Annotated in this window: 22 protein-coding genes and 1 other RNA gene; 18 read left to right on the top strand and 5 right to left on the bottom strand. The window is 65.7% G+C overall.

Translation table 11 applies throughout. From position 1 onward, the window contains the following. The first annotated feature begins 81 nt into the window (after positions 1–81). From ABIG06_RS03835 to ABIG06_RS03820, 4 genes are all read left to right on the top strand, one after another. Positions 82–1,392, top strand: a complete 1,311-nt coding sequence (locus ABIG06_RS03835) for an HlyD family efflux transporter periplasmic adaptor subunit (protein ID WP_370134353.1) — start codon at positions 82–84, stop codon at positions 1,390–1,392. A gap of 202 nt (positions 1,393–1,594) precedes the next feature. Then, on the top strand, positions 1,595–3,181 hold the full coding sequence (locus tag ABIG06_RS03830; RefSeq protein WP_124160030.1) for a DHA2 family efflux MFS transporter permease subunit: 1,587 nt from the start codon (positions 1,595–1,597) through the stop codon (positions 3,179–3,181). 434 nt (positions 3,182–3,615) lie between these two features. Next, positions 3,616–5,415 carry an ABC transporter ATP-binding protein gene (locus tag ABIG06_RS03825; RefSeq protein ID WP_370134350.1) on the top strand — a complete coding sequence of 600 codons (1,800 nt, stop codon included), beginning with the start codon at positions 3,616–3,618 and terminating at the stop codon, positions 5,413–5,415. Between the two features lie 54 nt (positions 5,416–5,469). Next, entirely contained in the window at positions 5,470–6,759 is a 1,290-nt protein-coding gene (locus tag ABIG06_RS03820) for an MATE family efflux transporter (protein ID WP_370134349.1), read from the top strand. Here ABIG06_RS03820 and ABIG06_RS03815 read toward each other — a convergent pair. Continuing rightward, on the bottom strand, positions 6,756–7,499 hold the full coding sequence (locus tag ABIG06_RS03815) for a sulfite exporter TauE/SafE family protein (RefSeq protein WP_370134346.1): 744 nt from the start codon (positions 7,497–7,499) through the stop codon (positions 6,756–6,758). The genes ABIG06_RS03820 and ABIG06_RS03815 overlap by 4 nt on opposite strands. A gap of 227 nt (positions 7,500–7,726) precedes the next feature. On the opposite strand from ABIG06_RS03815, the gene ABIG06_RS03810 reads away from it, so the two are divergent. Continuing rightward, positions 7,727–7,990: a hypothetical protein gene (locus ABIG06_RS03810; RefSeq protein ID WP_199751453.1), complete on the top strand. Its 264-nt coding sequence runs from the start codon at positions 7,727–7,729 to the stop codon at positions 7,988–7,990. A 1-nt stretch (position 7,991) separates the two neighbouring features. Here ABIG06_RS03810 and ABIG06_RS03805 read toward each other — a convergent pair whose 3' ends face one another. Beyond that, the gene (locus ABIG06_RS03805) at positions 7,992–9,362 is read right to left on the bottom strand and encodes a PLP-dependent aminotransferase family protein (protein ID WP_370134343.1); all 1,371 of its coding nucleotides are present in this window, start codon (positions 9,360–9,362) and stop codon (positions 7,992–7,994) included. Between the two features lie 79 nt (positions 9,363–9,441). Between ABIG06_RS03805 and ABIG06_RS03800 the strand changes: the two genes are divergently transcribed. Both ABIG06_RS03800 and ABIG06_RS03795 read left to right on the top strand, forming a co-directional pair. Then, the gene (locus tag ABIG06_RS03800) at positions 9,442–9,867 is read left to right on the top strand and encodes a DUF983 domain-containing protein (protein WP_370134341.1); all 426 of its coding nucleotides are present in this window, start codon (positions 9,442–9,444) and stop codon (positions 9,865–9,867) included. Positions 9,868–9,933: 66 nt separating this feature from the next. Continuing rightward, positions 9,934–10,647, top strand: coding sequence for an alpha/beta fold hydrolase (locus tag ABIG06_RS03795; RefSeq protein WP_370134338.1), 714 nt, complete (start codon positions 9,934–9,936; stop codon positions 10,645–10,647). Positions 10,648–10,892: 245 nt separating this feature from the next. Here ABIG06_RS03795 and rnpB read toward each other — a convergent pair. Beyond that, an RNA gene (gene rnpB / locus ABIG06_RS03790) (RNase P RNA component class A) lies at positions 10,893–11,372 on the bottom strand. A 149-nt stretch (positions 11,373–11,521) separates the two neighbouring features. Here rnpB and ABIG06_RS03785 point away from each other — a divergent pair. Together ABIG06_RS03785 and ABIG06_RS03780 are read left to right on the top strand one after the other, a co-directional pair. Continuing rightward, complete coding sequence (locus ABIG06_RS03785; protein ID WP_370134337.1) at positions 11,522–11,875, top strand: YciI family protein; 354 nt, start codon at positions 11,522–11,524, stop codon at positions 11,873–11,875. 145 nt (positions 11,876–12,020) lie between these two features. Continuing rightward, positions 12,021–13,253, top strand: coding sequence for an RNA polymerase sigma factor (locus ABIG06_RS03780; protein WP_370134334.1), 1,233 nt, complete (start codon positions 12,021–12,023; stop codon positions 13,251–13,253). 37 nt (positions 13,254–13,290) lie between these two features. Here the strand turns inward: ABIG06_RS03780 and ABIG06_RS03775 are convergent, their stop codons facing one another. Next, positions 13,291–14,154: an N-acetylmuramoyl-L-alanine amidase gene (locus ABIG06_RS03775; RefSeq protein WP_199751449.1), complete on the bottom strand. Its 864-nt coding sequence runs from the start codon at positions 14,152–14,154 to the stop codon at positions 13,291–13,293. 441 nt (positions 14,155–14,595) lie between these two features. Here ABIG06_RS03775 and rsmH point away from each other — a divergent pair, with 441 nt between their 5' ends. The 8 genes from rsmH to ABIG06_RS03735 all read left to right on the top strand — a co-directional run bounded on the left by rsmH (position 14,596) and on the right by ABIG06_RS03735 (position 23,765). Then, positions 14,596–15,585 (top strand): 16S rRNA (cytosine(1402)-N(4))-methyltransferase RsmH, encoded by a 990-nt coding sequence (rsmH, locus tag ABIG06_RS03770; RefSeq protein ID WP_370134332.1) that lies wholly within the window; start codon positions 14,596–14,598, stop codon positions 15,583–15,585. A gap of 3 nt (positions 15,586–15,588) precedes the next feature. Further along, entirely contained in the window at positions 15,589–15,981 is a 393-nt protein-coding gene (gene ftsL, locus ABIG06_RS03765; RefSeq protein ID WP_124160021.1) for a cell division protein FtsL, read from the top strand. Next, positions 15,978–17,744: a peptidoglycan D,D-transpeptidase FtsI family protein gene (locus tag ABIG06_RS03760; protein ID WP_370134330.1), complete on the top strand. Its 1,767-nt coding sequence runs from the start codon at positions 15,978–15,980 to the stop codon at positions 17,742–17,744. Before ftsL ends, ABIG06_RS03760 begins: the two co-directional genes overlap by 4 nt. An 85-nt stretch (positions 17,745–17,829) precedes the next feature. After that, a complete protein-coding gene (locus ABIG06_RS03755; protein ID WP_124160019.1) occupies positions 17,830–19,287 on the top strand; it encodes a UDP-N-acetylmuramoyl-L-alanyl-D-glutamate--2,6-diaminopimelate ligase in 1,458 nt (485 codons plus the stop codon). Further along, a complete protein-coding gene (locus tag ABIG06_RS03750) occupies positions 19,284–20,666 on the top strand; it encodes a UDP-N-acetylmuramoyl-tripeptide--D-alanyl-D-alanine ligase (RefSeq protein WP_370134329.1) in 1,383 nt (460 codons plus the stop codon). Before ABIG06_RS03755 ends, ABIG06_RS03750 begins: the two co-directional genes overlap by 4 nt. 180 nt (positions 20,667–20,846) lie before the next feature. Next, a complete protein-coding gene (gene mraY / locus ABIG06_RS03745) occupies positions 20,847–21,950 on the top strand; it encodes a phospho-N-acetylmuramoyl-pentapeptide-transferase (protein ID WP_124160017.1) in 1,104 nt (367 codons plus the stop codon). 10 nt (positions 21,951–21,960) lie between these two features. Beyond that, a complete protein-coding gene (murD, locus tag ABIG06_RS03740) occupies positions 21,961–23,358 on the top strand; it encodes a UDP-N-acetylmuramoyl-L-alanine--D-glutamate ligase (protein ID WP_370134327.1) in 1,398 nt (465 codons plus the stop codon). A gap of 2 nt (positions 23,359–23,360) precedes the next feature. After that, positions 23,361–23,765, top strand: a complete 405-nt coding sequence (locus ABIG06_RS03735; protein WP_370134325.1) for a hypothetical protein — start codon at positions 23,361–23,363, stop codon at positions 23,763–23,765. Positions 23,766–23,824: 59 nt separating this feature from the next. Here ABIG06_RS03735 and ABIG06_RS03730 read toward each other — a convergent pair whose 3' ends face one another. Then, complete coding sequence (locus ABIG06_RS03730; protein ID WP_370134307.1) at positions 23,825–24,766, bottom strand: IS110 family transposase; 942 nt, start codon at positions 24,764–24,766, stop codon at positions 23,825–23,827. Positions 24,767–25,136: 370 nt separating this feature from the next. Here ABIG06_RS03730 and ftsW point away from each other — a divergent pair, with 370 nt between their 5' ends. Beyond that, entirely contained in the window at positions 25,137–26,288 is a 1,152-nt protein-coding gene (gene ftsW / locus ABIG06_RS03725) for a putative lipid II flippase FtsW (protein WP_124160014.1), read from the top strand. The last annotated feature ends 24 nt before the right edge of the window (positions 26,289–26,312 follow it).

Below are 26,312 nucleotides of genomic sequence, written 5' to 3'. Positions count from 1 at the left end.
CAATGGTACTTGGAATGAGCGAGAAGGAACTGGCTGCGCGGCGGCCGCCCCTTGCTCGCACTTATTTTGGGGAGGGCCTTTATGGCCGTATCGAGAGACCAGACTGCTCGCGTCCTTCGCCAGGGAGCGGTGGAGGAGCAGTCGGGCGATGATGCTGCGTCCGAGACAGCCGCACCCCATGCCGAGCAGTTGCGCGCTCATGTGCCGGAGGAAACCAAACGTCCGGCCCCGGTGGCGCCAGACCAGCCCGTGACCGACAAGCCGTCCGCACCCGCGCCAGGCGCGCCCGCCGCCGGTGCGCCCAAATCCGGCAAGCGCAAATTCGTCCTGATGGGCGTCGGCCTCGTCCTCGCGCTCGCTGTTGCGGGCTATGCCGGCTATTACACGCTGGTCGGCCGCTTCTATATCTCGACCGACGACGCCTATGTGCGCGCCAACAACACCATGCTCGGCGCGCGCGTTGCCGGCCATATCTCCTCGATGCTCGCCGGTGACAACACGCCGGTCCGTGCCGGCGACATCGTCTTTCGCATCGACGACGGCGACTACAAGATCGCGGTCGAAGCCGCCGCGACCAAGATCGCGACCCAGCAGGCCACCATCGATCGCATCGGCCGCCAGGTCGCCGCGCTCGACAGCCAGGTCGCGCAGGCCAAGGCGCAGCTCGTCTCCGCGGAAGCGGGCCTCAAGCGCGCCGACCTCGATTATGAGCGCCAGCAGGCGCTGAGCAGCAAGGGCTTTGCCTCGCGCGCCACCTTCGAGAGCTCGGAAGCCGGCCGCGATCAGGGCGCCGCCGCGGTCAAGGCCGCGCAGGCCGCCTACGACGTTGCCGTCAGCAATGTCGATGTCGCCAAGGCGCAGCAGGCCGAAGCACAGGCCCAGCTCGCCGAGCTCCAGACCACGCTCGCCAAGGCCGAGCGCGACCTCGGCTTCACCGCGGTGCGTGCGCCGGTCAACGGCACGTTCTCCAATCGCCTGGTCAACACCGGCGACTTCGTCGCGGTCGGCCAGCGCCTCGGCAACATCGTGCCACTCGACGACGTCTATATCGACGCCAACTTCAAGGAAACGCAGCTCAAGCGTATCCGCCCCGGCCAGCCGGTGACGATCAAGGTCGACGCCTACGGCATGCGCAAGTTCTCCGGCGTCGTCGACAGCATCGCGGCGGGCGCGGGCTCGGTGTTCACCCTGCTGCCGCCGGACAACGCCACCGGCAATTTCACCAAGATCGTGCAACGCGTGCCGGTCCGCATTCGCGTGCCGAAGTCGGTGGCCAAGCAGAACCTTCTCCGCGCCGGCATGTCGGTTTACGCGACCGTCGACACCAACAAGGGCGCCGCCGACGCCGACAGCGAGGTCGATCTCGACGATCCCACGGGCCATCCGCAGTAGGGGCGATGACATGAGCCGCGCCGCTGCTCCGAATGCAGGTGCGCTCCCTCTCCCGCTTGCGGGAGAGGGCTGGGGAGAGGGTGTCTCCTCTAGGGAGACTCCCCAAGAGGAGAAAGCCCTCACCCGCCGCGCTCTTCGAGCGCGTCGACCTCTCCCGCAAGCGGGAGAGGTAAGAGCCCGCCGCTCCAGTCAGAGCTGACACATGGCCACCGCCACCACCGCTTCACCTGCCATCATGGCGGATCCCGCTTCGGAGCGCATCGCGCCGAAGCGGCTGTTCGCGTTCATCATCATGGTGTTCGGGATGTTCATGTCGATCCTGGACATCCAGATCGTCTCGGCTTCCCTCAGCGAGATCCAGGCCGGGCTGTCGGCGAGCTCCAGCGAGGTCTCCTGGGTCCAGACCGCCTATCTGATCGCCGAGGTGATCGCGATCCCGCTGTCCGGCTTTCTGTCGCGCGCCTTCGGCACGCGGCTGCTGTTTGCGATCTCGGCGGCCGGCTTCACCGCCGCGAGCCTGCTCTGCGGCTTCGCCACCACGATCGAGGAGATGATCCTCTGGCGCGCGCTGCAGGGCTTTCTCGGCGCCGGCATGATTCCGACGGTGTTCGCCTCGGCCTACACCGTCTTCCCGCGGACGAAATTCCACATCGTCGGGCCCATCATCGGCCTCGTCGCGACGCTGGCGCCGACCATCGGGCCGACGGTCGGCGGCTACATCACCGACCTGATGTCGTGGCACTGGTTGTTCTTCATCAACGTGCTGCCCGGCATCGGCATCACCCTGGGCGTGCTGGCGCTGGTGGATTTCGACGAGCCGCACTTCGAACTGCTCGACCGCTTCGACTGGTGGGGCCTGCTGTTCATGGCCAGCTTCCTCGGCACGCTGGAATATGTACTGGAGGAAGGCCCGCAATATGAATGGATGCAGGATACCTCGGTCGCGATCTGCGCCTGGATCTGCGCGATCTCGGCGATCGCCTTCTTCTGGCGCGTGTTCACGGCGGACGAGCCGATCGTCAATTTGCGCACCTTCTCCGATCGCAATTTCGCCGTCGGCTGCACGTTGCAGTTCTGCATCGGCATCGGCCTCTACGGCCTAACCTACATCTATCCGCGTTATCTGGCCGAGGTGCGGGGCTACAGCGCACTGATGATCGGCGAGACCATGTTCGTCTCCGGCATCACCATGTTCCTGGTCGCACCGCTGGTCGGCCGTCTCATGGCGAAGGTCGACATGCGTTACATGATCGCCTTCGGCCTGATCGTGTTCGCGATCGGCTCCTACCAGATGACGTGGATCACGCGCGATTACGATTTCTACGAGCTGCTGGTGCCCCAGATATTGCGCGGCATCGGCATGATGTTCGCGATGGTGCCGACCAATAACGTCGCGCTCGGCACCCTCGCGCCCGAGAAGGTGAAGAACGCGAGCGGCCTGTTCAACCTGATGCGCAATCTCGGCGGCGCGGTCGGCCTCGCCGTCATCAACACCGTGCTCAACGATCGCACCGACCTGCACATCACGCGCCTCCAGGAACGCGTGACCTGGGGCAATGCGGCCGCGACCGAAACCCTGAACATGTTCATGCAGAAGTTCCAGGGGCTCGGCGATTCCGCGCTGATGGCGATGAAGCAGCTCTCCCAGCTCGTGCATCGCCAGGCCGTGGTGATGAGTTTCGGCGACACCTTCCTCATGCTGACGCTGTTCTATCTCGGTCTCAGCCTGCTGGTCGCGCTGCTGAACAAGCCGGCCTCGCCGTTCGGCGCCGGCGGCGACGCGCACTAGCCTGCTCCACGTTCGCCGTCGTCGCCCGGCTTGACCGGGCGATCCAGCATCTGGCGGAGATTGGTGCGGCGGCGAGGCGCACCAAATTGCAACACTCGTCCGTGATCTCGCGTGGGCCCCGTTGCAAATCGCAAACGACACATCTATAAAGCGCACCTCATTCATTCGAACCGGGGAGAGATTTGCGTGATTTCGTCGCATTCGCAGATCGTACGCCCGCGCTCGATGATGACCTCGATCACGTTCTGGCTCGGTATGTACGCGGCCTGTTAGAGGCCTCTTCCGCCAGCTTCGATTGGGCCAGGGTTTCGACCAGGCGTCCCGATCGCTCCACCTCCCAAGTCAAAATCAGTTCTGAGTGACGCCGTCCCGGTCCTTGCGGCCGGCCTGCGTCCATCGATGGAGCCGGCCCGCACGTGCGGCCGGATGATGTCATGACCGCTCTGTCCAAGAAGCCCGCCGCCATTCGCGTGGTGCTGCCTTTCGTATTCCGGCACTGGCTGAAGCAGCCGGGGCGCGGCCTCGTCGTGGCCGGCGGCCTGCTGAGTGCGACCATCGCCGATCTGTTCATGCCGTTATTCTCGGGACATCTGGTCGATGCGCTGACCCGCGGTCCGTCCGATCCCGATGCGCGCCACGCGGCGCTGGTCGCGTTCGGCGCCATCGTGGCGCTGGGCGCGGCGTCGATGGTGCTGCGTCTCGTCGGTCTCCAGGCGATCGTGCCGTTCACGCTGAAGATCATGTCCGACATCGCGCAGGATGCGTTCACGCGCGTGCAGCGTTTCTCGACCGACTGGCACGCGAACTCTTTTGCCGGCTCCACGGTACGCAAGATCAGCCGCGGCATGTGGGCGGTCGACCTGCTCAACGACACCATCCTGATGGCTCTGGGGCCGTCGCTGCTGGTGCTGGCCGGCTCGATGATCCTGATCGGCGTGCACTGGACCTCGCTTGGCCTCGTGATCGCGCTCGGGGCGATCTTCTACGTCACGATCACGGTGTTGCTCTCGACGCGCTACGTCGCACCGGCGGCGCGCGTCTCCAATGCCTGGGACACCAAGGTCGGCGGCACGCTGGCGGACGCGCTGACCTGCAATGCCGTGGTGAAATCGTTCGGCGCGGAGCTGCGCGAGGACGCGCGGCTCGCCCGTGTCATTAATCGCTGGCGCGTGCGCGTGCGGCGGACCTGGTTCCGCTATAACTACACCGCCATGGCGCAGCTCTCGCTGCTGCTATGCCTGCGGGGGTCGGTGATCGGCGGATCGGTGCTGCTGTGGATGTCAGGTCACGCCTCGCCCGGCGACGTCACCTATGTGCTGACGAGCTACTACGTCATCCACGCGTACTTGCGCGACGTCGGCATGCACATCAACAACCTCCAGCGCTCGGTCAACGACATGGACGAGCTGGTGGCGATCCATGACGAGCCGATCGGGATTGCGGATGCAGCCGATGCGCGGCCGATCGCGATCGAGGGCGGTGAGATCGTGTTCGACGACGTCACGTTCCATTATGGCGGCCATCGCGCGCCGCTGTACGACGGCTTGTCCGTCAAGATCCGCGCCGGCGAACGCGTCGGGCTGGTCGGCCGCTCCGGCTCCGGCAAGACCACCTTCGTCAAGCTGGTGCAGCGGCTCTACGACGTCACCGGCGGCCGCGTGCTGATCGACGGGCAGGACATTGCGCACGCCACGCAGCAATCGCTGCGCAGCCAGATCGCGATCGTGCAGCAGGAGCCGATCCTGTTTCACCGCTCGCTCGCCGAGAACATCGCCTATGGCCGGCCCGGCGCCAGCCTCGAGGCGATCGAGCAGGCGGCGCGGCTGGCGAATGCGCACGACTTCATCCTGCGCCTGCCGAAGGGGTACGGCACGCTGGTCGGCGAGCGCGGCGTGAAGCTGTCGGGCGGCGAGCGGCAGCGCGTGGCGCTGGCGCGCGCGTTCCTGGCGGACGCGCCGGTGCTGATCCTGGACGAGGCGACCTCGAGCCTGGATTCGGAATCGGAGGCGTTGATCCAGGAGGCGATGGAGCGGCTGATGAAGGGCCGCACCTCGATCGTGATCGCGCATCGCCTGTCGACGGTGAAGAGCCTCGATCGCATCCTGGTGTTCGACCGCGGCGAGATCGTCGAGCAAGGCACGCATGCGATGCTCGCAGCCAAGCGAGGGGGCATCTATCGCGGCCTGTTCGAGCGCCAGGTCGTGGAGCTCGGAAAGATCGCAGCAGCGGAATGAGGCGGGGTGCGGCGGGGCGAAGGTCCCGCCGTCATCCGCCGAGGACGGAATGAGATGAAAGACCTGACGCGCGGCTCCATCGTGAGCCACATCCTGGGCATGGCACCGCCGATTATGGCCGGCATGATCTCAATCATGATCTGCCAGCTGGTCGATCTCTACTTCGTCTCGGGCCTCGGCGATGCCGCCGTGGCAGGTGTGGCCGCGGCCGGGAATGCCGGCTTTCTCGTCAACGGCCTGATACAGGTGCTCGGCGTCGGGACGGTGGCGCTGATCGCGCATGCGGTAGGACGAAAGGACCGGCCTGACGCCAATCTGATCTTCAATCAGGCAGTCGCGCTGTCGGTGCTGTTCGGCCTGGTGACCCTTGCCGCGGGAGCGGTGTTGTCGCGCCTCTATATGCGTTCGATTGCCGCGGACCGGGCCACGATCGAGGCGGGGACCACTTATCTGCAGTGGTTCATGCCGGCGCTCGCGCTGGAATTCGTCATGCAAGTGATTGCCTCCGCGCTAAGCGCGACCGGCATCGTGCGTCCCGCCATGTTGGTGCGGGTCCTTGCGGTCATCATCAACATCGCGCTGGCGCCGGTGCTGATCTCGGGCTGGGGCACCGGCTATCCGCTCGGCGTTGCCGGCGCCGGGCTGGCGAGCACGATCGCAGTGGGTGCCGGCGTCCTGATGCTGCTGGCGTATTTTCGCAAGGTCGAGCGCTACGTCGCCTTCAATCCGGCGCAGTGGCGTCCGCGGCCGCGCCACTTGAAGCGCATCCTCACTGTTGGCCTGCCCGCGGGCGGCGCGCTTGCGATTGCGCTGGCGGCCGGGCCCATCGCCGGCCAGAACGTCGGCGCCGGAATCGCCGCGCGCGTGCGGGAAACCTTCGTCAAGACGGCCCTGATCGCCAGTGTCGTGATGATCGGTTTCATGATCCTTGCGCAGTTGAAGCCGGAACTGCTGCTCGCCGGATTCCCGAACGACCGCGAGACGATGGAGATCGCCTTCCTGTTCTTGCGTATCATCTCGCTCAACATGGTGGCGCAGGGTCTCATCTTCACCTGCTCGAGCATGTTCCAGGGGCTCGGCAACACCAGGCCGGTGCTCTTGAGTTCGGCGATGCGCGTGTTCACTTATTCGCTGCCGGCGATCTGGCTCTCGACCCGGCCGGGCTTTCGCATGGAGCACGTCTGGTATTTGTCGGTCGCGGCGACGACGCTCCAGGCTGTGCTGAGCTTGTGGCTGTTGCGTCGCGAATTCGCCAGGCGGCTGGTATTGCCTCCTCCAGAGCAAGCGGTGGAGCAGTCGGGGGGCGAGCCGGTCGTGCCTCCTGCACGCGCGCCGGCGCTCTAGTGCGTGCCAACACTGTTCCAGACGAGGCCAAGGCCCGACAGGAACAACAGGCCGAGCACGACATCGCCAAAATGCTTGTCGCTCAGGGCGTGATAGACGCGGGCGCCGGCCCATGCGCCGATCAGCGTGCCCGGAAACGCGACCAGTGCGAGCCAGACCACTTTCAGTTCGACCAGGCCTGACGCTGTCTGCAGCACCAGCGCGGTGGCGAGCACAGTGAAATTGAAGAGCTGGAAGATGCCGCGTCGCTCATGCTTGTTCCAGCCGCGGATGTTCGCCCAGAGGATCGGCAGCGGCCCCGAGAGTCCGGCGAGGCCGCCAAGGATGCCGCCGGAAAAGCCGATCGCTCCATCGGCGATCCTGCCGCCGAACTTGAAGGCGAGGGGCCTCTTGTTGAGGTAGAGCGCGCTCGAAAAGATCAGGAGCAGCACACCGACGCTCAGCTTGAACACCTTCGGATCGGCCGTGGCGACCATCATGGTTCCCAGCGGGACTCCGATCAGGCCCCCGATCAGGAACGGCCAGACCAGCGAGAGGTCGAAGCTTTTCCACATCGAGGGTAGCGTCGAGGTCTGTGCGATCACCGAGCAGATCAGCACCAGCGGTACCGCGAGCGAGGGCGGCAGGACGTAGAGCCAGATGCCGAGCGCCATCAGCGCCGTGCCGAACCCGGCCAGTCCCGAGACGAAGCCGCCGGCCAGCGCGCCGAACAGCAGCAGGACGTAGGTGAGCGTTTCCAACAGATTAACCTTGTCGCAAGGGGCGATCCCGGATTGTCGATCGCCAGCGCTCGCATAAACATGCCTGCTGCCATGCAGGTCAATCCATGCTGCACGCAAGCGTGATCTGCCGTGGCGGGCTTTCGCGGAAGACACGCCTACATGATGGCCGTACTTCAATCTTGGGGCCGCCCGACGCGATCGTGCGCTCGATCGGTCAGTCCTGACTGCGATGATGGAGAATGACCATGACCCGCACCAAGATTGCCGCTGCGGCCGCGCTGCTCGCGGTGGCGTTGACGCCGACAATGGCCCAGGCGCAGTTTTCCGAGCCGGCGGCCTATCAGGCCGCCCATCCCGATCGTGATGTGCTGAACGGCGGCCAGCTCACGCCTGCGGGGCGTGCGGCTCTCGGTCAGCAGGGAGCGCCGAGCGATGCATATGCCTCGCAGGCCTATCCGCGACCCCTGGCACCGGTGGTGCGCTCCGGCCCTCGCCGTCATCGTCGATGATCTAGACGATCTGCCTGGTGTCGGCAGGCTTCTGCAGCGCGCCGATCAGGATGCGCAGCGCTTCCGTCAATTCCGATCTGTTCCGTGCCGCCCCCAGCGAGACACGTGCCGCATGCGGCGGTGTCCCGTCGACCGTGAAGGCCTCGCCGGCGACGACCGCAAGTCCGTTCCGCAGGAGATGTGCCGCGACATCGGTCCGATCTTCCGGCAGCCGCAGCCACAGATGATGGGCGGCAGGCTTGGCCAGGAACTGAAAGCCTTTCAGCGCGCGCTGTGCAAGCTGCTGGCGTCCGATCGCCTCGCTGCGGATGGCGCTGATGATGCGATCGGCAATGCCGCTTTCGATCCAATGCGTCACCAGCGCGACCATCAGTGGCGCCGGCATCTGCACGGTTGCCTGCAAGGACGTGCACATGCTCCGCTGCGCGCCGTTATCGGGTGTCACCAGATAGGCGACGCGCAGCGCCGGCGCGATGCATTTTGACAGCGTGGTCGCGAGATAAGTCCGCTCCGGAATGAGGTTCGCGATCGGCGACGCCGAGCGATCGAGCAGGCCGTAGGCGTCGTCCTCGATCAAGGTCGTGTCGCCATCGCGAATGATCTTTGCGATGGCGCTGCGCCGCTCGGCGGACAGTGTCGCGGTGGTCGGATTGTGCAGCGTCGGAATGAGATACACGGCCTTTGCCCGGTGCACGCGGCACGCCTTTGCCAGCGCATCGGGCAAAATGCCGCCGTCATCCATGGCGACGCCGACGAGCTTGACGCCGAGCCGCACTGCAGCGGCCTTGATGCCGGGGAAGGTGAGGGCTTCCGTCAGAACGATGTCGCCGGGCCGCGCGAGATGGGCGAGCAGATTGAAAAGGATGGTTTGCGCGCCGGGAAAGATCGCGAGCCTGTCGGCCTGCGCATGCGGAACGCGTGCGCGCATCCAGCGCGCCGCGATCTCGCGCTCATGCGCGCTGCCGCCGGGCGGCTGGTAGTTGAGATACGCCGTCAGGCCCGACTGTGCGCGGATGGCTTCCATCCCGGCAATGATGCGCTCGTCGAGCTGCGCCTCCAGCGGATGCGGTGGCACGTTCATCGAGAGGTCGATCGCGACGGGATGCGGCAGGTCGACCGCGCGGCGCGCGCTGGTCTCCGACACGAACGAGCCCTGTCCGACGCGGGCTTCCATGATGCCGCGGCGCCGGGCTTCGGTATAGGCGCGCGTCACCGTGGTCAGGTCGATGCCGAGGGCTCTTGCGAGGGCGCGTTGCGTCGGCAATTGCTGGCCGCGCACCAGCCTGCCCGCAGCAATGTCGGCCTCCATCGCATCGACGATGCGCTGATAGCGCGGGCCGCTCAGCTCCGAGATTGTAGGGGTCCAATCCATGCAATTTAGCCCAATATCCTTTGAATGTATGGATGCAAGATATTATTGCATGGATCGTCGAAAAGGAAGAGGTGTGGTCATGGCGACGGTCTCTCTTGCAAAGGCGATGTGGCGTGGCTTTCGCGGCAGGTGCCCGAACTGCGGCGAAGGGCATCTGTTCGGCCGCTTCCTGAAGGTCGCCCACAGCTGCGACCATTGCGGCGAGGAGCTGTTTCACCAGCGCGCCGATGACTTCCCCGCCTATCTCGTGATGGTCGTGGTCGGCCATCTCGTGGTCCCGGCGATCCTCGCGGTCGAGACCGCCTATGCGCCGCCGGAGTGGCTGCAGCTGGCGGTGTGGCTGCCGGTGACGCTGTTCGCGTCGCTCGCATTGTTACAACCGACCAAGGGCGCCATCGTCGGGCTGCAATGGCAGCTGGGCATGCACGGCTTCGAGGCGAGCAAGCTGCGGCGCGAGGCCGGCGAGCTTGCGCCGGTGCTGGTGAAGGACACGCGCGCGGCCTGAGCGGCGTTTACATCGTGCGCGCTGCCGCTACACTCCGTCGTACCAAGAAGAACGATGGGAACGCCGATGGCCGCAGACGCGAAGACTTTCCTGCTCTGTCATGGCGCGTGGTCCGGCGGATGGGCCTGGAAGAAGATGCATCCGCTGATGGCGCAGGCCGGCCATCGCATGGTGGCGCCGACCTACACCGGGCTCGGCGAGCGCGCGCATCTCGCGAGCCCCGCGATCGATCTGGAAACGCACATGCAGGACATTCTCAACGTCATCGCCTTCGAGGATCTCAGCGACATCGTGCTGCTTGGCCACAGCTATGGCGGCATGGTCGCGACCGGCGTTGCCGACCGCGCGCGCGAGCGCGTGACCCAGCTGATCTATCTCGACGCCTTCGTGCCACGTGATGGCCAATCGCTGTTCGATCTCAATGAGGCCGGCCGCGAGCCGATGCGCAAGGCAGCGAACTCCGGTGACGGCTACCGCATCCCGCCAAACCCGCCGCCGCCCGACACGCTGCAGGCCGATCTCGACTGGCTCAACGCGCGCCGCGTGCCGATGCCGATCAAATGCTTCGAGACGCGCTTGAGGCTCGAGCACGGCGAGCCGGCGATGCCGCGCAGCTACATCTACTGCACGCGCATCCCGCCGGGCGACGTGTTCGGGCAGTTTGCGAGGCGCACGAAGAACGAGGACGGTTGGCGCTATTTTGAGCTCGACGCGAGCCACGCGCCGAACGTGACGGCGCCGGAGGCGCTGATGGCGGTGCTGAAGGCGATCGTTGCCTAGTTCTCGCCGTCATTCCGGGGTGTGCGCAGCACGAACCCGGAATCCATCTCTCCTCCGTCTCTGCCGACCGATGGATTCCGGGTTCTCGCTCAGCGAGTCCCGGCAAGACAGCGGTTGAATGGCGGGACGCCCGGCCAAAATGGTGAGGGGTCCGATGCGTTGGCACCGAACCCCTCGTCACTCTCTCAGTAAGACGCGTTTTCTTCACGCGAACCGGAAAACCACTTCGCTCGAAAACGCTTTAGAATATCAGCCGGCCTGTAAGCCGGGTTCTGTAGGGCACCGTCCGCTTGCGCGAACGATACGTGACGGCCATTCCTCTGGGACCGTGTTTGCACATGGCCTCGAGCAACCTACCCGGACGGCGAGCCTGACATCGCCCCGCGGCGTTATCGCTTTCGCGAACAGCCCGCTTAAGCCGTCCCTATTCGGTTTTGCTCCCGGTGGGGTTTGCCATGCCGGCTCCGTTGCCGGAACCGCGGTGCGCTCTTACCGCACCTTTTCACCCTTACCCACCTACGCAGCTTGCGCTGCTACGGCACGACAGGCCCGAGGGCTTGCCGCTCCGAAGCCCCTGAGGGCGAAGGCGGGCGGTTCGTTCTCTGTGGCACTTTCCCTGGGGTCACCCCCGCCGGACGTTATCCGGCACCGCATGTCAAGGGAGCCCGGACTTTCCTCCCCGGCGGCCTTTCGGCACCTGCCGGAGCGGCCGTCCGGCCGACTGACCGACAACGCATGGGCATTTGTGACGGTTTCGTCAAGCCGATATCGCTCCGCACCGGCGGTCCGAAATAATTTATCCTGAAGATGTCGTTTGGCGCGTGGTCCGTTCGACTGGATGTCGGCGACCCAGCCGAACAACAGGAGTGAAGCGATGCAATATCTGCTGATGATCTACCAGAACGAAGTCGAGTACGCGAAGAACGACGCGGCCACGGCTCAGAAGCTGATGGCCGAATACCAGACGTTTACCCAAGGCATCATCCAGAGCGGCAATTTCAAGGCCGGCGACCGCTTGCAGCCGACCACGACCGCGACGACGGTGCGCGTGCGCGAGGGCAAGACGCTGACGATCGATGGTCCGTTCGCGGAGACGCGCGAGCAGCTCGGCGGTTACTATCTCATCGAAGCCAAGGATCTGAATGCGGCCATCGAGATCGCGGCGCGGATTCCCAGCGCACGCATCGGCTCGATCGAGGTGCGGCCGATCTGGGTGTATGAGAAGTGACGGCGAAGCCGTCATTCCGGGGCTCGCGAAGCGAGAACCCGGAATCTCGCTCCCAGCTTCGGGATTCTCAGGTGCGCAATTGCGCACCAGAGTTCGCGACTGCGTCGCGCCCCGGAATGACAGTGGAGTTAAGTGACCGCGTGACATGATCCCGGGCGAGATCGACAAAATCTTCCGCGACGAGGCGGGGCGGGCGCTCGCCACGCTGATCCGTCTCGTCGGTGATTTCGATCTTGCCGAGGACGCGCTGCAGGATGCTTTTGCCGTCGCGCTGGACCGCTGGGCGGGGTCTGAGGTCCCCGAGAATCCGCGCGCCTGGCTGGTCAATGTCGCCAAGCACAAAGCGATCGACCGCATCCGCCGCCAGGCCGTCTTCCGCGGCAAGCAGCAGGCGCTGGTGCATGAGCTCGAGCTGAACGCGCTGGGCCCCGACGAGCCGCCGGCAACGCTCGACGATGACATGCTGCGGCTGATCTTCACCTGCTGCCATCCCGCGTTCGCGCCCGAGGTCCAGGTCGCGCTGACGCTGCGCACGGTCTGCGGGCTGTCGACGGCGCAGGTCGCGCGCGCGTTCCTCGTGGGCGAGGAGGCAATGGCACAGCGGCTCGTCCGCGCCAAGCAGAAGATCAGGCTTGCCGGCATCCCCTATGAGGTGCCCAAGCGCGACGCGCTGGCGCCGCGGCTCGATGGCGTGCTCGCCGTGATCTATCTGGTCTTCACCGAAGGTTATGTTGCGACCGAGGGCGCGGACCTGATGCGGCCCGATCTTGCGGCCGAGGCCATCCGGCTCGGCCGCCTGCTCGACCAGCTGATGCCCGATCGCGCCGGCATCAAGGGCCTGCTGGCGTTGATGCTGCTGCACGACGCGCGCCGCGCCGGGCGCGAGACGCCGGCCGGCGACATCGTGCTGCTCGAAGAGCAGGACCGCTCGCTGTGGGACTGCGCGCAGATCGAGGAGGGCCTGCGGCTGGTGGAGGACGCATTGCGCGTGCCCGCCCGGCCGCAGCCTTACGCGGTGCAGGCCGCGATCGCCGCACTGCATGCGCGCGCGCCGAGCTTCGAGCAGACCGACTGGCCGCAGATCGCCGGGCTCTACGAGGTGCTGCTGCGCATCAACCCGTCGCCGGTGGTCGAACTCAACCATGCCGCGGCGGTCTCGATGGTTGATGGGCCGGCACGTGCGCTCGCTCTCGTCGATGCGATCACTGCGCGCGGCGGGCTTCGCGGCTATGAGCTGTTGCCCGCGGTGAGGGCGGATCTGTTGCGGCGGCTCGGCCGCAAGGATGAGGCGCGAGATGCCTATCACGCGGCGACGGACGCAACGCAGCTCGAGCCGTTGCGGCGGCTCTATGCACGGCGGATGAGGGAGATGGGGTAGGGGCCATACACTCCGCAATGACGGGGAGGCCAGGCCGTCACTTCGACGCCACCGCCGTCCCTTCCTCCGGCAAGCTCGCCAGCAGTGCCCGCAATGTCGACAGCGTCGAATGATCCGCGACACCATCGAGCCGCGCCGGACGGAAATGGCGCTGGAAGGCGGTGACGACTTCCATCGTCGCAGCGTCGTATTTGCCGTTCAGGGGCACGCCGTAGCCGTATCTGGCGAGCGCCTGCTGCATGCTCAGCACGGCGTCGCTGATGGTGCCGAGCATCAGAGTCTCGCCGCGCACGATCGGGGCGGGCGTGACCCAGTGGCCGACGCCGGAATTGGCCAGCGAATGCCACGGAAACTTCTCGCCGGGATCCTTCTTGCGGGCGGGCGCGACGTCGGAATGGCCGAGCACCCGGTGGGCCGGCACCTTGCGGCGGAGCATGATGCCGCGGCACAGCGCGATCACGGCGGCGATCTGGCGCAGCGGATATTCCGGATAGCCCCAGTCGTGGCCGCGATTGATGATCTCGATGCCGATCGAGCAGGAGTTGATGTCGTCCTCGCCGGCCCAGGAGGACACGCCGGCGTGCCAGGCGCGCTTGGCCTCGGGCACGCATTGCACGATGCGGCCGTCCTCCAGCACGACATAATGCGCCGAGACTTCGGTGCCGGCCGTGCACAGTCGTGCCAGCGCGCCCTCGACATCGGGCATGCCGGTGTAGTGCAGCACGATCATGTCCGGCTGCCGTCCCTTGTTGCGCTCGCCATGGTTGGGCGAGGGGATGATGTCCGAGACGATCGATGAGTCGGGCTCGAAGGTCCGCAGGCTTGCCACGGCCTTGGGAACCGGGAGAACACGTTGACGCTTCGAATCGGATCCAGACGGTGTGGACGAACCGGAGGGCATGAGCAGCTCGAACTGACGGAGAGTGGGGCAAGCCCTTCTCTTTACTATTCCTTTACCCTCCACCGCGCGCAATCGCGCGGCGCGGTTAACGGATGCATTTTGCCGATGTGTGTGGATGAAGCATCACCCCGCTCGTCACCTTTACGAGTTGTATCGAGTCGAGCAACGCTTTCTTAACGCTAAGCGCCGTTACTGAGGGATGAAGAGCCGACCCGCGTCCGGAGGCGGCCAAAGCGTATTTTGGCTCGGAATCCCATGGCTGCCCGACAAATTCCACTGGGAACACTGGGTTGGTGGCCGGGGACGACCGGGCTCGGTAACCATACTGGACAAGGGCTTTGTCGTGGAACCGCCGCGACGCGCAATGATTCGAGGCGTTATGGGCTTGTTCGTCCCCGATCTCGCTTGCATGTCAGGCCGGGCGGTCGGCAGGCAGCGCGCATGAGCCCGGTTCCGCATATCCCCGTTCTTGGCCGTGAGGCCATCGTGCATCTCGCTCCGCGCGAGGGCGGCGTTTACGTCGACGCCACTTTTGGTGCGGGCGGTTATAGCCGCGCGATCCTCGAGGTGCCGGGAACCCGACTCATCGCCATTGATCGGGACCGCACCGCGATTGCGGCCGGTGCCGAACTGGTCGAACGCTCCACGGGCCGGCTGACGCTGGTCGAGGACCGCTTCTCCAACCTTGCCGAGGTCTGCGCATCGCAAGGCGTCGAGGCGATCGACGGCGTCGTGATGGATGTCGGCGTGTCCTCGATGCAGCTCGACCAGGCCGGCCGCGGCTTCTCCTTCCGCCTCGACGGTCCGCTCGACATGCGGATGGGGCAAACGGGCCCGACCGCGGCTGACGTCGTCGCGCGCGCGTCGGAAGGCGATCTCGCCGACATCATCTATCTCCTCGGCGAGGAGCGGCATTCGCGCCGCATCGCCCGCGCCATTGTCGCAGACCGGCAGGAAACCCCGTTCATCACCACGCGCGCGCTCGCCGACCTCGTCGGAAGGGTGGTTCGCTCAAAGCCGGGAGACATTCATCCGGCGACGCGGACGTTCCAGGCGCTGCGCATCTTCGTCAACGAGGAGCTCGAGGAACTCCAGACGGCGCTCGCTGCGGCCGAGCGCATGCTCAAGCCCGGCGGCCGCCTCGTCGTCGTGTCGTTCCATTCGTTGGAAGACCGCATCGTCAAGAATTTTCTCGCCGAGCGCTCCAGGACCGGCGGCGGTTCGCGGCATCTGCCGGAGGTGGCGCAAGTGACGCCGAGCTTCCGGGTTCTGACGCGGCGGCCAGTCGTCGCCGGTGAAGACGAAGTTGCGGGTAATCCGCGCGCGCGCTCCGCCAAGCTGCGCGCCGCCGAGCGCACCTCGGCACCGGCGCATGAGACCGACGAGGCGTCGCCCTGGCCGAAACTCTCCGATGTGATGAGGGGTGGCTAGCGCATGCGCATCATCCACCTCCTCGTCATCGGTGCGCTGATCTTCGCGGCGGCCCATGTCTACCGGATCAAAATGGACTCGACGGCGCGCACCGAGAAGGTGCTGCGGCTGCATGCGGAGATCCGTGAACAGCGCGATGCGATCGCGGCGCTGCGGGCCGAGTGGGCAAAGCTCGATGCCCCGCTGCGGCTGCAAGGCCTGTCCGACCGGCATCTGCACCTCAAGCCGGTCAACGGCACGCAATATGACTCGCTGAAGAATCTGCCGGAGCGCCCGCCGCGGATGTTCAGGCCGGGCGAACCCGATCCGATCGGGGCCATGCTGAACGTCATCGAAGCCGCGAGCGATGCCGATACGGTGACGGGCTCCGTGCCTCAGCCCGAGGACAAGCAATGAGCCCGGCAACGCCTGCAAAACCAATCGAAAAGTCGACCGAGAAGTCGACCGAGCCTTGGCGGCAGCGGCTGATCCGCAGCCTGCTCTACGGGCGCAATGTCGATCGCGCAGCAAAGGCGCGCGCGCGCGTGGGCCTTGCGATACTCGCCTTCGCTTCGGTCTACGCTTTGATCGGGGGGCGGCTCGTGATGTTCGCGATCGGCGCCGACGCCCACGGGGCGCGCCGCGCCGCGGCGCAGGAGGTGGTTGCGACCGCGCGGCCCGACATCGTCGACCGCAACGGCGCGATCCTTGCGACCGACGTCAAGGCGGCGAGCCTGTTCGGCGAGCCGCGCCGCATCATCGACAAGGACGAGGCGATCGAGCTCCTGACCGCGACCATTCCCGACCTCGACGAGGCCGAGGTGCGCGAGCGCTTGAGGTCGCGCAAGGGCTTCGCCTGGCTCAAGCGCGAGGTCACGCCGGCACAGCAGCAGGCCATCCACAAGCTCGGCATTCCCGGCATCGGCTTCCTGCGCGAGAACAAGCGCGTCTATCCGACCGGCAACGAGGTTGCCCACATCATCGGTCTCGTCAACATCGACAATCAGGGCATCGCCGGCCTCGAGAAGTGGCTCGACAACCAGGGGCTCGCCGATCTCCATCGCGCCGGCTTTGCCACCGACCGGCTGCAGAAGCCGATCGAGCTCTCGGTCGATCTGCGCGTCGAGCACGCGCTGCGCGACGAGCTGCTCAAGGCCAAGGAGAAGTACCACGCCAAGGCGGCGTCCGGCATCGTCTCCAACGTCAAGACCGGCGAGATCGTGGCGATGGTCTCGCTGCCCGATTTCGACCCCAACAATCCGAAGGAAGCGCACGATCCCGACCGCATCAACCGTCTCACCACCGGCGTCTACGAGATGGGCTCGACCTTCAAGGCGTTCACGCTGGCGATGGCGCTCGATTCCGGCAAGATCAATCTGAACTCGATGTGGGACGCGCGCGGAAATCTGCACTACGGCAAATTCACGATCCACGACAGTCATCCGCTCGGCCGCTTCATCAACACCAAGGAAGTGTTCACCTACTCGTCCAACATCGGCGCGGCGCGCATCGCGCTCGGCCAGGGCGTGGAGGCGCACAAGGCGTTCCTCGCCAAGATGGGCCAGATGACACGGCTGCGCACCGAACTGCCGGAGAGCGCGGCGCCGCTGCTGCCGCGGCGCTGGAGCGAGCTGAACACGGTCACCGCCGCGTTCGGCCAGGGCCTGTCGGTGGCGCCGCTGCAAGCGGTGATGGGCATCAACGCGCTCGTGAACGGCGGCTATCTGATTCCGCCGACATTCATGAAGCGCAGCGAATCCGAAGCCATGGCGATGGCCAAGCGTGTCATCAAGACGGAGACCAGCGACAAGATGCGGTTCCTGATGCGGCTCAATGCCGAAGTCGGATCGGCGAGAAAGGCGGACGTCAAGGGCTACTATGTCGGCGGCAAGACCGGCACGTCGGAGAAGGTCATCAACGGTCGCTACGCCAAGAAGCGCGTGCTCAATTCCTTCACGGCGGTGATGCCGTGCGATGATCCGAAATATCAGGTCCTCGTCATGCTGGACGAGCCGCAGGCGCTGCCGGAGACGCACGGTTTCATCACCTCGGGCTGGAACGCGGTGCCGACCGGCGGCAAGGTGATCGAGCGGATCGCGCCGCTTCTCGGCGTCGAGCCACGGTTCGACCTGCCGCCTGCGGACCGCCTTATTCTTGCAGCATCCAGGACAACCCAGTAATCAACCGGGTGGGCCATCGCCGCTGCTGAGTCGGGATTTTCCTTGGGGATTCGGCTTTCCGGCAGGGCATGTCGACTGGAAGACCATGAAGCTGCGCGACCTCTTAGGCAATGATGCCCTCATCGAGCCGGCTGCCGCGGCGCTCGAGGTGAGCGGCGTTGCGCTCGACAGCCGCGCGGTCAAGCCGGGCGATCTCTTCTTCGCGCTGGCAGGCAGCAAGACCGACGGCGCCCGCTTCGTCGATGCCGCGGTCGCTGCCGGCGCTGTGGCTGTCGCCGGTGACCACGCACCGGCCGCCTGCAAGGTGCCGTTCATCACGAGCGCCAATCCGCGCCGCGCGCTGGCGCTGGCTGCGGCAAGATTTTTCCCGGCGCAGCCCGCCACGATCGCCGCCGTGACCGGAACCAGCGGCAAGACCTCGGTTGCCGCCTTCACACGTCAGATCTGGGAGCGGCTGGGGCATGCCTCCGCCAGCATCGGCACTATCGGCCTGGTCTCGCCCAAGCGCACCGTCTACGGCTCGCTGACGACGCCGGATCCGATCGCATTGCACCGGCAGATCGATGAGATCGCGCGCGACGGGGTCACCCATCTCGCCTTCGAGGCCTCCTCGCATGGGCTCGACCAGTATCGCCTCGACGGCGTGCGCGTCTCCGCCGGCGGCTTCACCAATCTCTCGCGCGACCACATGGATTATCATCCGAGCGTTGCGCATTATCTCGCCGCCAAGCTCCGCCTGTTCCGCGAGCTGGTGCCGCCGGGCGGCGCCGCAGTGATCTCGGCCGATCATGATTGCTCGGCCCAAGCGATCGAGGCCGCCAGGGCGCGCGGCCTGCGCGTCATGGCGGTCGGCCGCAACGGCGACGGAGCAGGCGAGGGCATCCGTCTCACGGAGGCCGTGGTCGAAGGTTTCTCGCAGAAGCTCACGCTCGAACATCGCGGCAAGGGCTACGCGATCCGGCTTCCGCTGGTCGGCGAATTCCAGATCGAGAACGCGCTGGTGTCGGCCGGCCTTGCCATCGGCACCGGCAGCGACGCGGCAGATGTGTTCGCAAGTCTCGAACATCTCGAAGGCGCCAAGGGCCGGCTCGAGCGCGTCGGCGAGCGCAACGGCGCGCCGATCTTCGTCGATTATGCGCATAAGCCCGATGCGCTGGCGAAGGCGCTCCAGGCGCTGCGGCCTTATGCGAAGCGCAGGCTGGTCGTCGTGTTCGGCGCCGGCGGCGACCGCGATGCCGGCAAGCGTCCGATCATGGGTGAAATCGCGGCCGAGAACGCCGACGCCGTCATCATCACCGACGACAATCCGCGCAGCGAGAAGCCGGAGTCCATCCGCGCCGCGATCCTCGCCGCGGCTAAGGGCGCCCGCGAGATCGGCGACCGCGCCGAGGCGATCCGCGCCGCGATCGAGGAACTCGAAGAGGGCGATGCGCTGCTCATCGCCGGCAAGGGCCATGAGACCGGGCAGATCGTCGGCGGAGAGGTTCTGCCCTTCAGTGATCACGAGGCGGTTGCCGCCGCACTAGCGTCGAGGGTTGCATGAGCGCGCCAATATGGACGGTTGCCGAAGTCGCGCGTGCGCTGGGTGTCACCGGATCATTCCCGGACACGGGAATCGACTTTGTCACGCAGGACAGCCGGCTGGTGAAGCCGGGCAGCCTGTTCGTCGCGCTCAGCGGCACGCCGAGCGGCGGCTTCGTCTCGGCCTTCGCCAGCGCGCGCGACGGCTGGGAGTTCGCGGACAAGGCGGAGGCTTCTGGCGCGGTGGCGATGATCGTGCCGCACGAGATCGCAGGCATCCGCATCCCGCAGATCGTCGTCAAGGACACGCTGATCGACGGCCTCTGGGGCCTTGCACGTGTCACACGCGCGCGCTTCCATGGGCCGGTGATCGGACTCACCGGAAGCGCGGGCAAGACCAGCACCAAGGAATTTCTCGCCGCCTATCCGAACGCCTATGCGAGCCCGTCGAGCTTCAACAATTTCTGGGGCGTGCCGCTGACGCTGTGCAATGCCAGGCGGGATGCCAGCCTCTGGGTCGTCGAGATGGGCATGAACCAGCAGGGAGAGATCGCGCGGCTCAGCGAATTGACGCGGCCGACGGTCGCGCTCGTCGTCAACGTGCAGCCCGTGCATCTGGAAAAGCTCGGCTCGCTGGAAGCCATCCGGCGCGAGAAGGTATCGATCGCGCTCGGCCTGCCCGAGAATGGTGTGCTGGTGCTGCCGGCCGGGATCAAGGCGCCCGAATGGAAGGGCAAGGTCGTGCGCTTCGGCGGCGAGCATGCCGAGGTGCACGAGGTTGCGCATGCGCCCCACGGCGAGAGCTGGCAGATCGTGGCCGCAATCGGCAGGAAGGAGATCGCCTTCAGCCTCACCCCTGGCGCGCCGCACCGGGTGCACAATGCGCTGGCCGCGCTCGCCGCGGTTCATGCTGCGCATCTCGACGTCGCGACGCTCGCGATCAAGCTCGACCGCGTCGGCATCATGACCGGCCGCGGCGTCGAGCAGGCGGTCGGCGATATCACCGTGATCGACGACAGCTTCAACGGCAATCCGGCCAGCGTGGCGGCTGCGCTGCAAAGCCTCCAGGCGCGCCACGTGAGTGATGGCCGCCGCATCGCGGTTCTCGGCGACATGCTCGAACTGGGCGAGGACGCCCCGAACTATCACACCGGCCTTGCCAAATATCTCGAAGGCATCGACGGCGTCTACTGCGTCGGTCCCTTGATGCGCCATCTCTATGACGTGCTGCCATCAGGCAAGGGCCTTGGCTGGCACGATGATCCCGCCACGTTGAAGCCGAGCGAGGTTGCGGGCCTGCTGAAGGCAGGGGATGTCGTGGTTGTCAAGGGCAGCAAGAAGATGTTCTGGGTCAACAAGTTTGTGCCGGGGCTGGTGGCCGCCTTGCAGGCGAAGGCGTAAACTGCTTGGAAGGCGCTGTTCCCGAATCTCACCCTTTGTGGCGCGAAGCCGTCCGTTTTCCCAGAGGTCGCGCGACCCATGACGAAAACCAGCGAATGCCCGTGAGGCACGTTGAGGCCAAGATAAAGGCCAGGAACAAGGCTAAGGCTGCGTGTGCAAAGGCGCCATAGGACCGTCTGAATGTTTTACTGGTTGATCGAGCTTTCCAACACATTTCCGGGATTCGGTGCCGTTCGCACCTTCTTCAACGTCTTCCGCTACATCACCTTCCGAACCGGCGGCGCAGTCGTGACCGGCGCGCTGTTCGTGTTCCTGTTCGGGCCCTGGATCATCGACCATCTGCGCATCCGTCAGGGCAAGGGCCAGCCGATCCGCCTCGACGGCCCGCAATCGCATCTCGCCAAGAAGGGCACGCCCACCATGGGCGGGCTGATGATCCTGTCCGGCCTCACCGTCGGCACGGTGCTGTGGGCCAATCCGCTCAACCCCTATGTCTGGATCGTGCTGGCGGTGACGCTCGGCTTCGGCTTCGTCGGCTTCTATGACGATTACCTCAAGGTGACCAAGCAGACCACGACCGGGTTCGGCAGCAAGCTTCGCCTTCTGATCGAGGCGGTTATCGCGCTGGTTGCCTGCTACGCGCTGGTGCGGCTGAACCGCGATCCCGCCTCGACCGCGCTGACGATCCCGTTCCTCAAGGACACCGTGCTGCATTTCGGCTGGTTCTTTGTGGTGTTCGGCGCCTTCGTCATCGTCGGCGCCGGCAATGCCGTGAACCTCACCGATGGCCTCGATGGCTTGGCAATCGTACCGGTGATGATCGCGACCGCGAGCTTTGCGATGATCGCCTACCTCGCCGGCAACGCCGTGTTCGCCGACTATCTCCAGATCAAATATGTCGCCGGCACCGGCGAGCTCGCGGTGCTCTGCGGCGCGCTGCTGGGCGCCGGCCTCGGCTTCCTCTGGTTCAACGCCCCGCCGGCCTCGATCTTCATGGGCGACACCGGCTCGCTCGCCCTCGGCGGCATGCTCGGTGCGATCGCGGTCGCGGTGAAGCACGAGATCGTGCTCGCGGTGATCGGCGGCCTGTTCGTGCTGGAGGCGGTCTCGGTCATCGTCCAGGTGGTGTCGTTCAAGCTCACCGGCAAACGCATCTTCCGGATGGCGCCGATCCATCATCATTTCGAGCAGCTCGGCTGGACCGAGCCGCAGATCGTGATCCGTTTCTGGATCATCTCGGTGATGCTGGCGCTGGCCGGCCTCTCGACGCTGAAGCTGCGGTGATGGTCTCGCGATGATCCCGATTACATCCTTCGCCGGCAAGAGCGTCGCGGTGTTCGGCCTCGGCGGCTCGGGGCTCGCCTCCTGCCACGCGCTGAAGGCGGGCGGCGCCGAGGTGATCGCCGCCGACGACAATGCCGAGAACGTCGCCAAAGCCGCGCAGGCCGGCTTCATCACCGCCGATCTGCGCAACGTCTCCTGGGCGAATTTCGCCGCGCTCGTGCTCGCGCCCGGCGTGCCGCTGACGCATCCGGTGCCGCATTGGAGCGCGCTGAAGGCGCGCGAAGCGGGCGTCGAGGTGATCGGCGACATCGAGCTGTTCTGCCGCGAGCGGCGCCGCCACGCACCCGACGCGCCGTTCGTCGCCATCACCGGCACCAACGGCAAGTCGACCACGACGGCGCTGATCGCGCACCTGACGAAAGTCGCCGGCTACGACACCCAGATGGGCGGTAATATCGGCACCGCGATCCTGTCGCTGGAGCCGCCGCGCATGGGCCGTGTCCACGTCATCGAGATGTCGTCCTACCAGATCGACCTCACGCCCTCGCTCGATCCCTCCGTCGGCATCCTGCTCAATGTCAGCGAGGACCATATCGACCGGCATGGTACGATCGAGCACTACGCAGCGGTAAAGGAGCGCCTCGTCGCTGGTGTGCAGGCGGGCGGCACCTCGATCGTCGGTGTCGACGACGGCTATAGCCGTGATGTCGCCGACCGGCTCGACCGCGCCGGCAAGAACGTGATGCGCATTTCCGTCAAAAACCCGCTCGCCTCCGGCATCTATGTCGAGCATGGCAACATCGTGCGCGCCTCGGGCGGCGCCCGCAGCGAGGTCGCCGCGCTCGGCGGCATCGGCTCGCTGCGCGGCCTGCACAACGCGCAGAACGCGGCGTGCGCCGCCGCCGCCGCGCTCGCCATGGGCATCAGCCTCGATGTGTTACAGAACGGCCTGCGCAGCTTTCCCGGCCTTGCCCACCGCATGGAGCAGGTCGGCCGCCGCGGCAACGTGCTGTTCGTCAATGACTCCAAGGGCACCAATGCCGACGCGACCGCGCATGCGCTGTCGTCGTTTGCCGACATCTTCTGGATCGCCGGCGGCAAGCCGAAGGCCGGCGGCATCACGGGTTTGACGGGTTTCTTCCCGCGCATCCGAAAAGCCTATCTGATCGGCGAGGCCGCGCAGGAATTTTCGGGAACGCTGGGCGCGGTCGCGCATGAGATCAGCCAGACCCTCGACGTCGCCGTCGAGCATGCCGCGCGCGATGCGGAGGCATCAGGTCTTAGCGATGCGGTCGTACTGCTGTCACCGGCCTGCGCCTCCTTCGACCAGTACCGCAATTTCGAAATCCGCGGCACCAGGTTCCGCGAACTGGTGCAGGCGCTGCCGGGCGTGAAGCCGGTGGTGTGAGAATGTCGCGGCGACGCTGGATCGGACTTGTCGTCGCTGCGCTTGCTGTCCCGGTCGTCGCGGGTTTTATCTTCGTTGTCATCGTCGACAGTGTCATGACTGGATTCGGCGCATGCCGCGTCGTTCGCCAGCGCGCATTCGCCTCGCCAAGCGGTAGCCAGTTGGTTGTCGTGGTCTGGAAGTCGTGCGGCGCGACGGTGCCCGACAGCACGCAAGCCAGCATCCTGGCGCGCGGCCGGACGTTCTCGCCGGAGAGCACGCCGACTTTCGTCAGCCTGCGCGGGCACCTTGATGTTGTCGTCGCGTGGAGCAGTGAGCGCGCGGTCAGGATCGGGTTCATCCCCGGGCCAGATCAGATCTACAAGCGCGATCAGCGCGCGGGGGACGTTGCGATCAACTACGAATAGGGCGCTCGTGTCCCGGACGCGGTGCGGCACGAAGTGACGCTCCGCAGAGCCGGCAACTGTTATGTTGATGGTGCGATTTTATAGGGTTTTCGGTCGCGCAGCATTGCGTTGAGGATGGTCAGCAGCTTCCTTGCGACAGCAATGAGGGCGAGCTTTGCTGGTTTGCCGGCCAGACGGAGCCGGTCATAGAAGATTTTGAAGTGATCGGCGCGACGAACGGCGTTGAGAGCAGCCATGTAGAGGGCGTCGCGGACGCGCTTTCGTCCGCCGCCGATCTTGCGCTTGCCACGATAAGCCCCGCTATCGACATTGAAGGGAGCCAGGCCGGCAAGAGCGGCCACCTCCTTTGGCCCGAGACGCCCAAGTTCGGGCATCTGGGTGAGGAGTTGCATGCAAGCGACGGGTCCCACGCCGGGCACCGAGCGCATCAACTGTGCATCATTGGCAAGCTCCGGTTCGGCTTTGACGAGCGCATGAATCTCAGTGTCGATTTCGGCGATCTCATCATTGAGGACCTCGATGAGGCGAGCGATGCGTTCCACCATGGCGCGGTCCTCGGCTTCGCTGCGGCGGTTCTTTTCCTGGGCCCTCATGGCAACCAGTTGGTCCCGCCGTTTTGCAAGCCTTGCCAAAGTGTTGCGAGCAGGCGTCGCGGCCTGCTCGGTGGCGGGCTTCATGGCGCGGGCAAAGGCCGCCAGCATCCGCGCATCGATCGGATCGGTCTTGGCGAGCTGGCCGCTGGCGCGGGCAAAGTCGCGGGCACGGGCCGGATTGATCCGGGCAAAGCGGATGCCGGCCCGATGCAGGGCCTCCCGAAGCTCGAGGTCATAGACCCCCGTAGCCTCGAAGACGATCAGCGCATCACATCGCCAACGCGCCACCAGCTGTGTGATGGCCTGTGGCGCGTTGGCGATGCGTTCCGCTACGCCGATGGCCTCATCGAAAATATCAAGGTGATGTTTGGAGATGTCGATCCCGACGCAACGAGAGGATATGATCACGGTGCCTGTCCCTGTGATGCGAGGTCTGTTGACGCAGCCTCGTGCAACTGTTCAGGTTGATAGATGGAACGGGCGGGAGACCGAGCCGGCTCACGGCGTCAAGCGCCAAGGACCCAACGGCTTCCCGCCCACCATCATCATGCCAGACTTCCCAGACACAGGGACCCAGACCGCTACACGATACACTGCCGCGATATGGGCTCCGGCTTTGCAGCGCACCATGCCGCACTGGACGATGTTTCGCATCGCCAGGGGCACGCTGCGCTGCGTCCGGGGCACGGGCCTCTCCACAACTTGATCAATCTTCTTAACCCCCCGGTAACCAACCTCGGCGACCAATGGACGGACCTCTGTCCGAAAGCGGCCGCCCATGCTCTCCCGTGAAGAACGCACCCCCTTTTCCGAGTGGTGGTGGACCGTCGACAAGCCGCTGATGGGCGCCATCCTGGCCTTGATGCTGACCGGGGTGATCCTGTCGCTGGCGGCGAGCCCGCCGGTGGCGACCCGCATTGGGCTCGATCCCTTCCATTTCTTCAGCCGCCACGTGTTGTTCCTGGTGCCGTCCTGCATCGTGCTCATCGGCGTGTCCTTCCTGTCGCCGCGTGCCATCCGGCGGAGCGCGCTCACCATCTTCGCGATCAGCATCATCCTGATCGTGCTCACGCTCGCGATCGGTCCTGAGGTGAAGGGCTCGCGGCGCTGGATCACGCTGCTCGGCGTCAACATCCAGGCCTCCGAAATCGCAAAGCCGTCGTTCGTCGTCATCGCCGCCTGGCTGTTCGCGGAGTCGACCAGACGGCCGGAGATGCCGGCGACCTCGATGGCTGTGGTGCTGCTCCTGATGCTGGTCGCGCTGCTGGTGATGGAGCCGGATTTCGGCCAGACCATGCTGATCCTGATGGTGTGGGGCTCGCTGTTCTTCATCGCGGGCATGCGGATGATCTGGGTGTTCGGTCTCGCAGGTCTCGGTGCCGCCGGCCTGTTCAGCGCCTATCTGTTCGTCCCGCACGTTGCCGGCCGCATCAGGCGCTTCATGAATCCGGCCTCGGGCGACACCTTCCAGGTCGATACCGCGATGGAGGCCTTCTATAATGGCGGCTGGTTCGGGCTCGGACCGGGCGAGGGCATCGCCAAGCGCAGCCTGCCGGACAGCCACACCGATTTCGTGTTCGCAGTCGCCGCCGAGGAGTTCGGCATCATCCTGTGCCTTGCGATGCTGGCGCTGTTCGCTTTCGTCGTCATCCGCACGCTGTCGCGGGCCTACGCCAATGAGGACATGTTCTCGCGCTTCGCGGCCTCGGGCCTCGCGATCCTGTTCGGCGTGCAGGCCGCGATCAACATGTCGGTCAACCTCCAGCTCATTCCCGCCAAGGGCATGACGCTGCCGTTCATCTCCTATGGCGGCTCCTCGATCGTGTCGCTGGCCTATGGTGTCGGCATGATGCTGGCGCTGACGCGGCTGCGCCCGCGCACCGAGGTCGAAGCGAGCGGCCATGCCGAGGCGATGCGCAGCTACGCGTAACCCGTCATTGCGAGGAGCGAAGCG

Origin of the sequence: Bradyrhizobium sp. USDA 326, assembly GCF_049739485.1 — a bacterium.
GTDB lineage: Bacteria > Pseudomonadota > Alphaproteobacteria > Rhizobiales > Xanthobacteraceae > Bradyrhizobium.
Note: the sequence above shows the minus strand (reverse complement) of the source record. Positions and strands in the feature narration are given on the sequence as shown.

Excerpts from the sequence above, each read along its gene's own strand:
- ABIG06_RS03780 (WP_370134334.1), top strand. The coding sequence starts at position 12,021 with ATGATCCCGGGCGAGATCGACAAAATCTTCCGCGACGAGGCGGGGCGG.
- ABIG06_RS03805 (WP_370134343.1), bottom strand. The coding sequence starts at position 9,362 with ATGGATTGGACCCCTACAATCTCGGAGCTGAGCGGCCCGCGCTATCAG.
- ftsL (WP_124160021.1), top strand. The coding sequence starts at position 15,589 with ATGCGCATCATCCACCTCCTCGTCATCGGTGCGCTGATCTTCGCGGCG.
- ABIG06_RS03825 (WP_370134350.1), top strand. The coding sequence starts at position 3,616 with ATGACCGCTCTGTCCAAGAAGCCCGCCGCCATTCGCGTGGTGCTGCCT.
- ftsW (WP_124160014.1), top strand. The coding sequence starts at position 25,137 with ATGCTCTCCCGTGAAGAACGCACCCCCTTTTCCGAGTGGTGGTGGACC.
- ABIG06_RS03795 (WP_370134338.1), top strand. The coding sequence starts at position 9,934 with ATGGCCGCAGACGCGAAGACTTTCCTGCTCTGTCATGGCGCGTGGTCC.
- ABIG06_RS03810 (WP_199751453.1), top strand. The coding sequence starts at position 7,727 with ATGACCCGCACCAAGATTGCCGCTGCGGCCGCGCTGCTCGCGGTGGCG.
- ABIG06_RS03820 (WP_370134349.1), top strand. The coding sequence starts at position 5,470 with ATGAAAGACCTGACGCGCGGCTCCATCGTGAGCCACATCCTGGGCATG.
- ABIG06_RS03735 (WP_370134325.1), top strand. The coding sequence starts at position 23,361 with ATGTCGCGGCGACGCTGGATCGGACTTGTCGTCGCTGCGCTTGCTGTC.
- ABIG06_RS03775 (WP_199751449.1), bottom strand. The coding sequence starts at position 14,154 with ATGCCCTCCGGTTCGTCCACACCGTCTGGATCCGATTCGAAGCGTCAA.
- ABIG06_RS03750 (WP_370134329.1), top strand. The coding sequence starts at position 19,284 with ATGAGCGCGCCAATATGGACGGTTGCCGAAGTCGCGCGTGCGCTGGGT.
- ABIG06_RS03800 (WP_370134341.1), top strand. The coding sequence starts at position 9,442 with ATGGCGACGGTCTCTCTTGCAAAGGCGATGTGGCGTGGCTTTCGCGGC.
- ABIG06_RS03785 (WP_370134337.1), top strand. The coding sequence starts at position 11,522 with ATGCAATATCTGCTGATGATCTACCAGAACGAAGTCGAGTACGCGAAG.
- mraY (WP_124160017.1), top strand. The coding sequence starts at position 20,847 with ATGTTTTACTGGTTGATCGAGCTTTCCAACACATTTCCGGGATTCGGT.
- rsmH (WP_370134332.1), top strand. The coding sequence starts at position 14,596 with ATGAGCCCGGTTCCGCATATCCCCGTTCTTGGCCGTGAGGCCATCGTG.
- ABIG06_RS03830 (WP_124160030.1), top strand. The coding sequence starts at position 1,595 with ATGGCCACCGCCACCACCGCTTCACCTGCCATCATGGCGGATCCCGCT.
- murD (WP_370134327.1), top strand. The coding sequence starts at position 21,961 with ATGATCCCGATTACATCCTTCGCCGGCAAGAGCGTCGCGGTGTTCGGC.
- ABIG06_RS03755 (WP_124160019.1), top strand. The coding sequence starts at position 17,830 with ATGAAGCTGCGCGACCTCTTAGGCAATGATGCCCTCATCGAGCCGGCT.
- ABIG06_RS03835 (WP_370134353.1), top strand. The coding sequence starts at position 82 with ATGGCCGTATCGAGAGACCAGACTGCTCGCGTCCTTCGCCAGGGAGCG.
- ABIG06_RS03760 (WP_370134330.1), top strand. The coding sequence starts at position 15,978 with ATGAGCCCGGCAACGCCTGCAAAACCAATCGAAAAGTCGACCGAGAAG.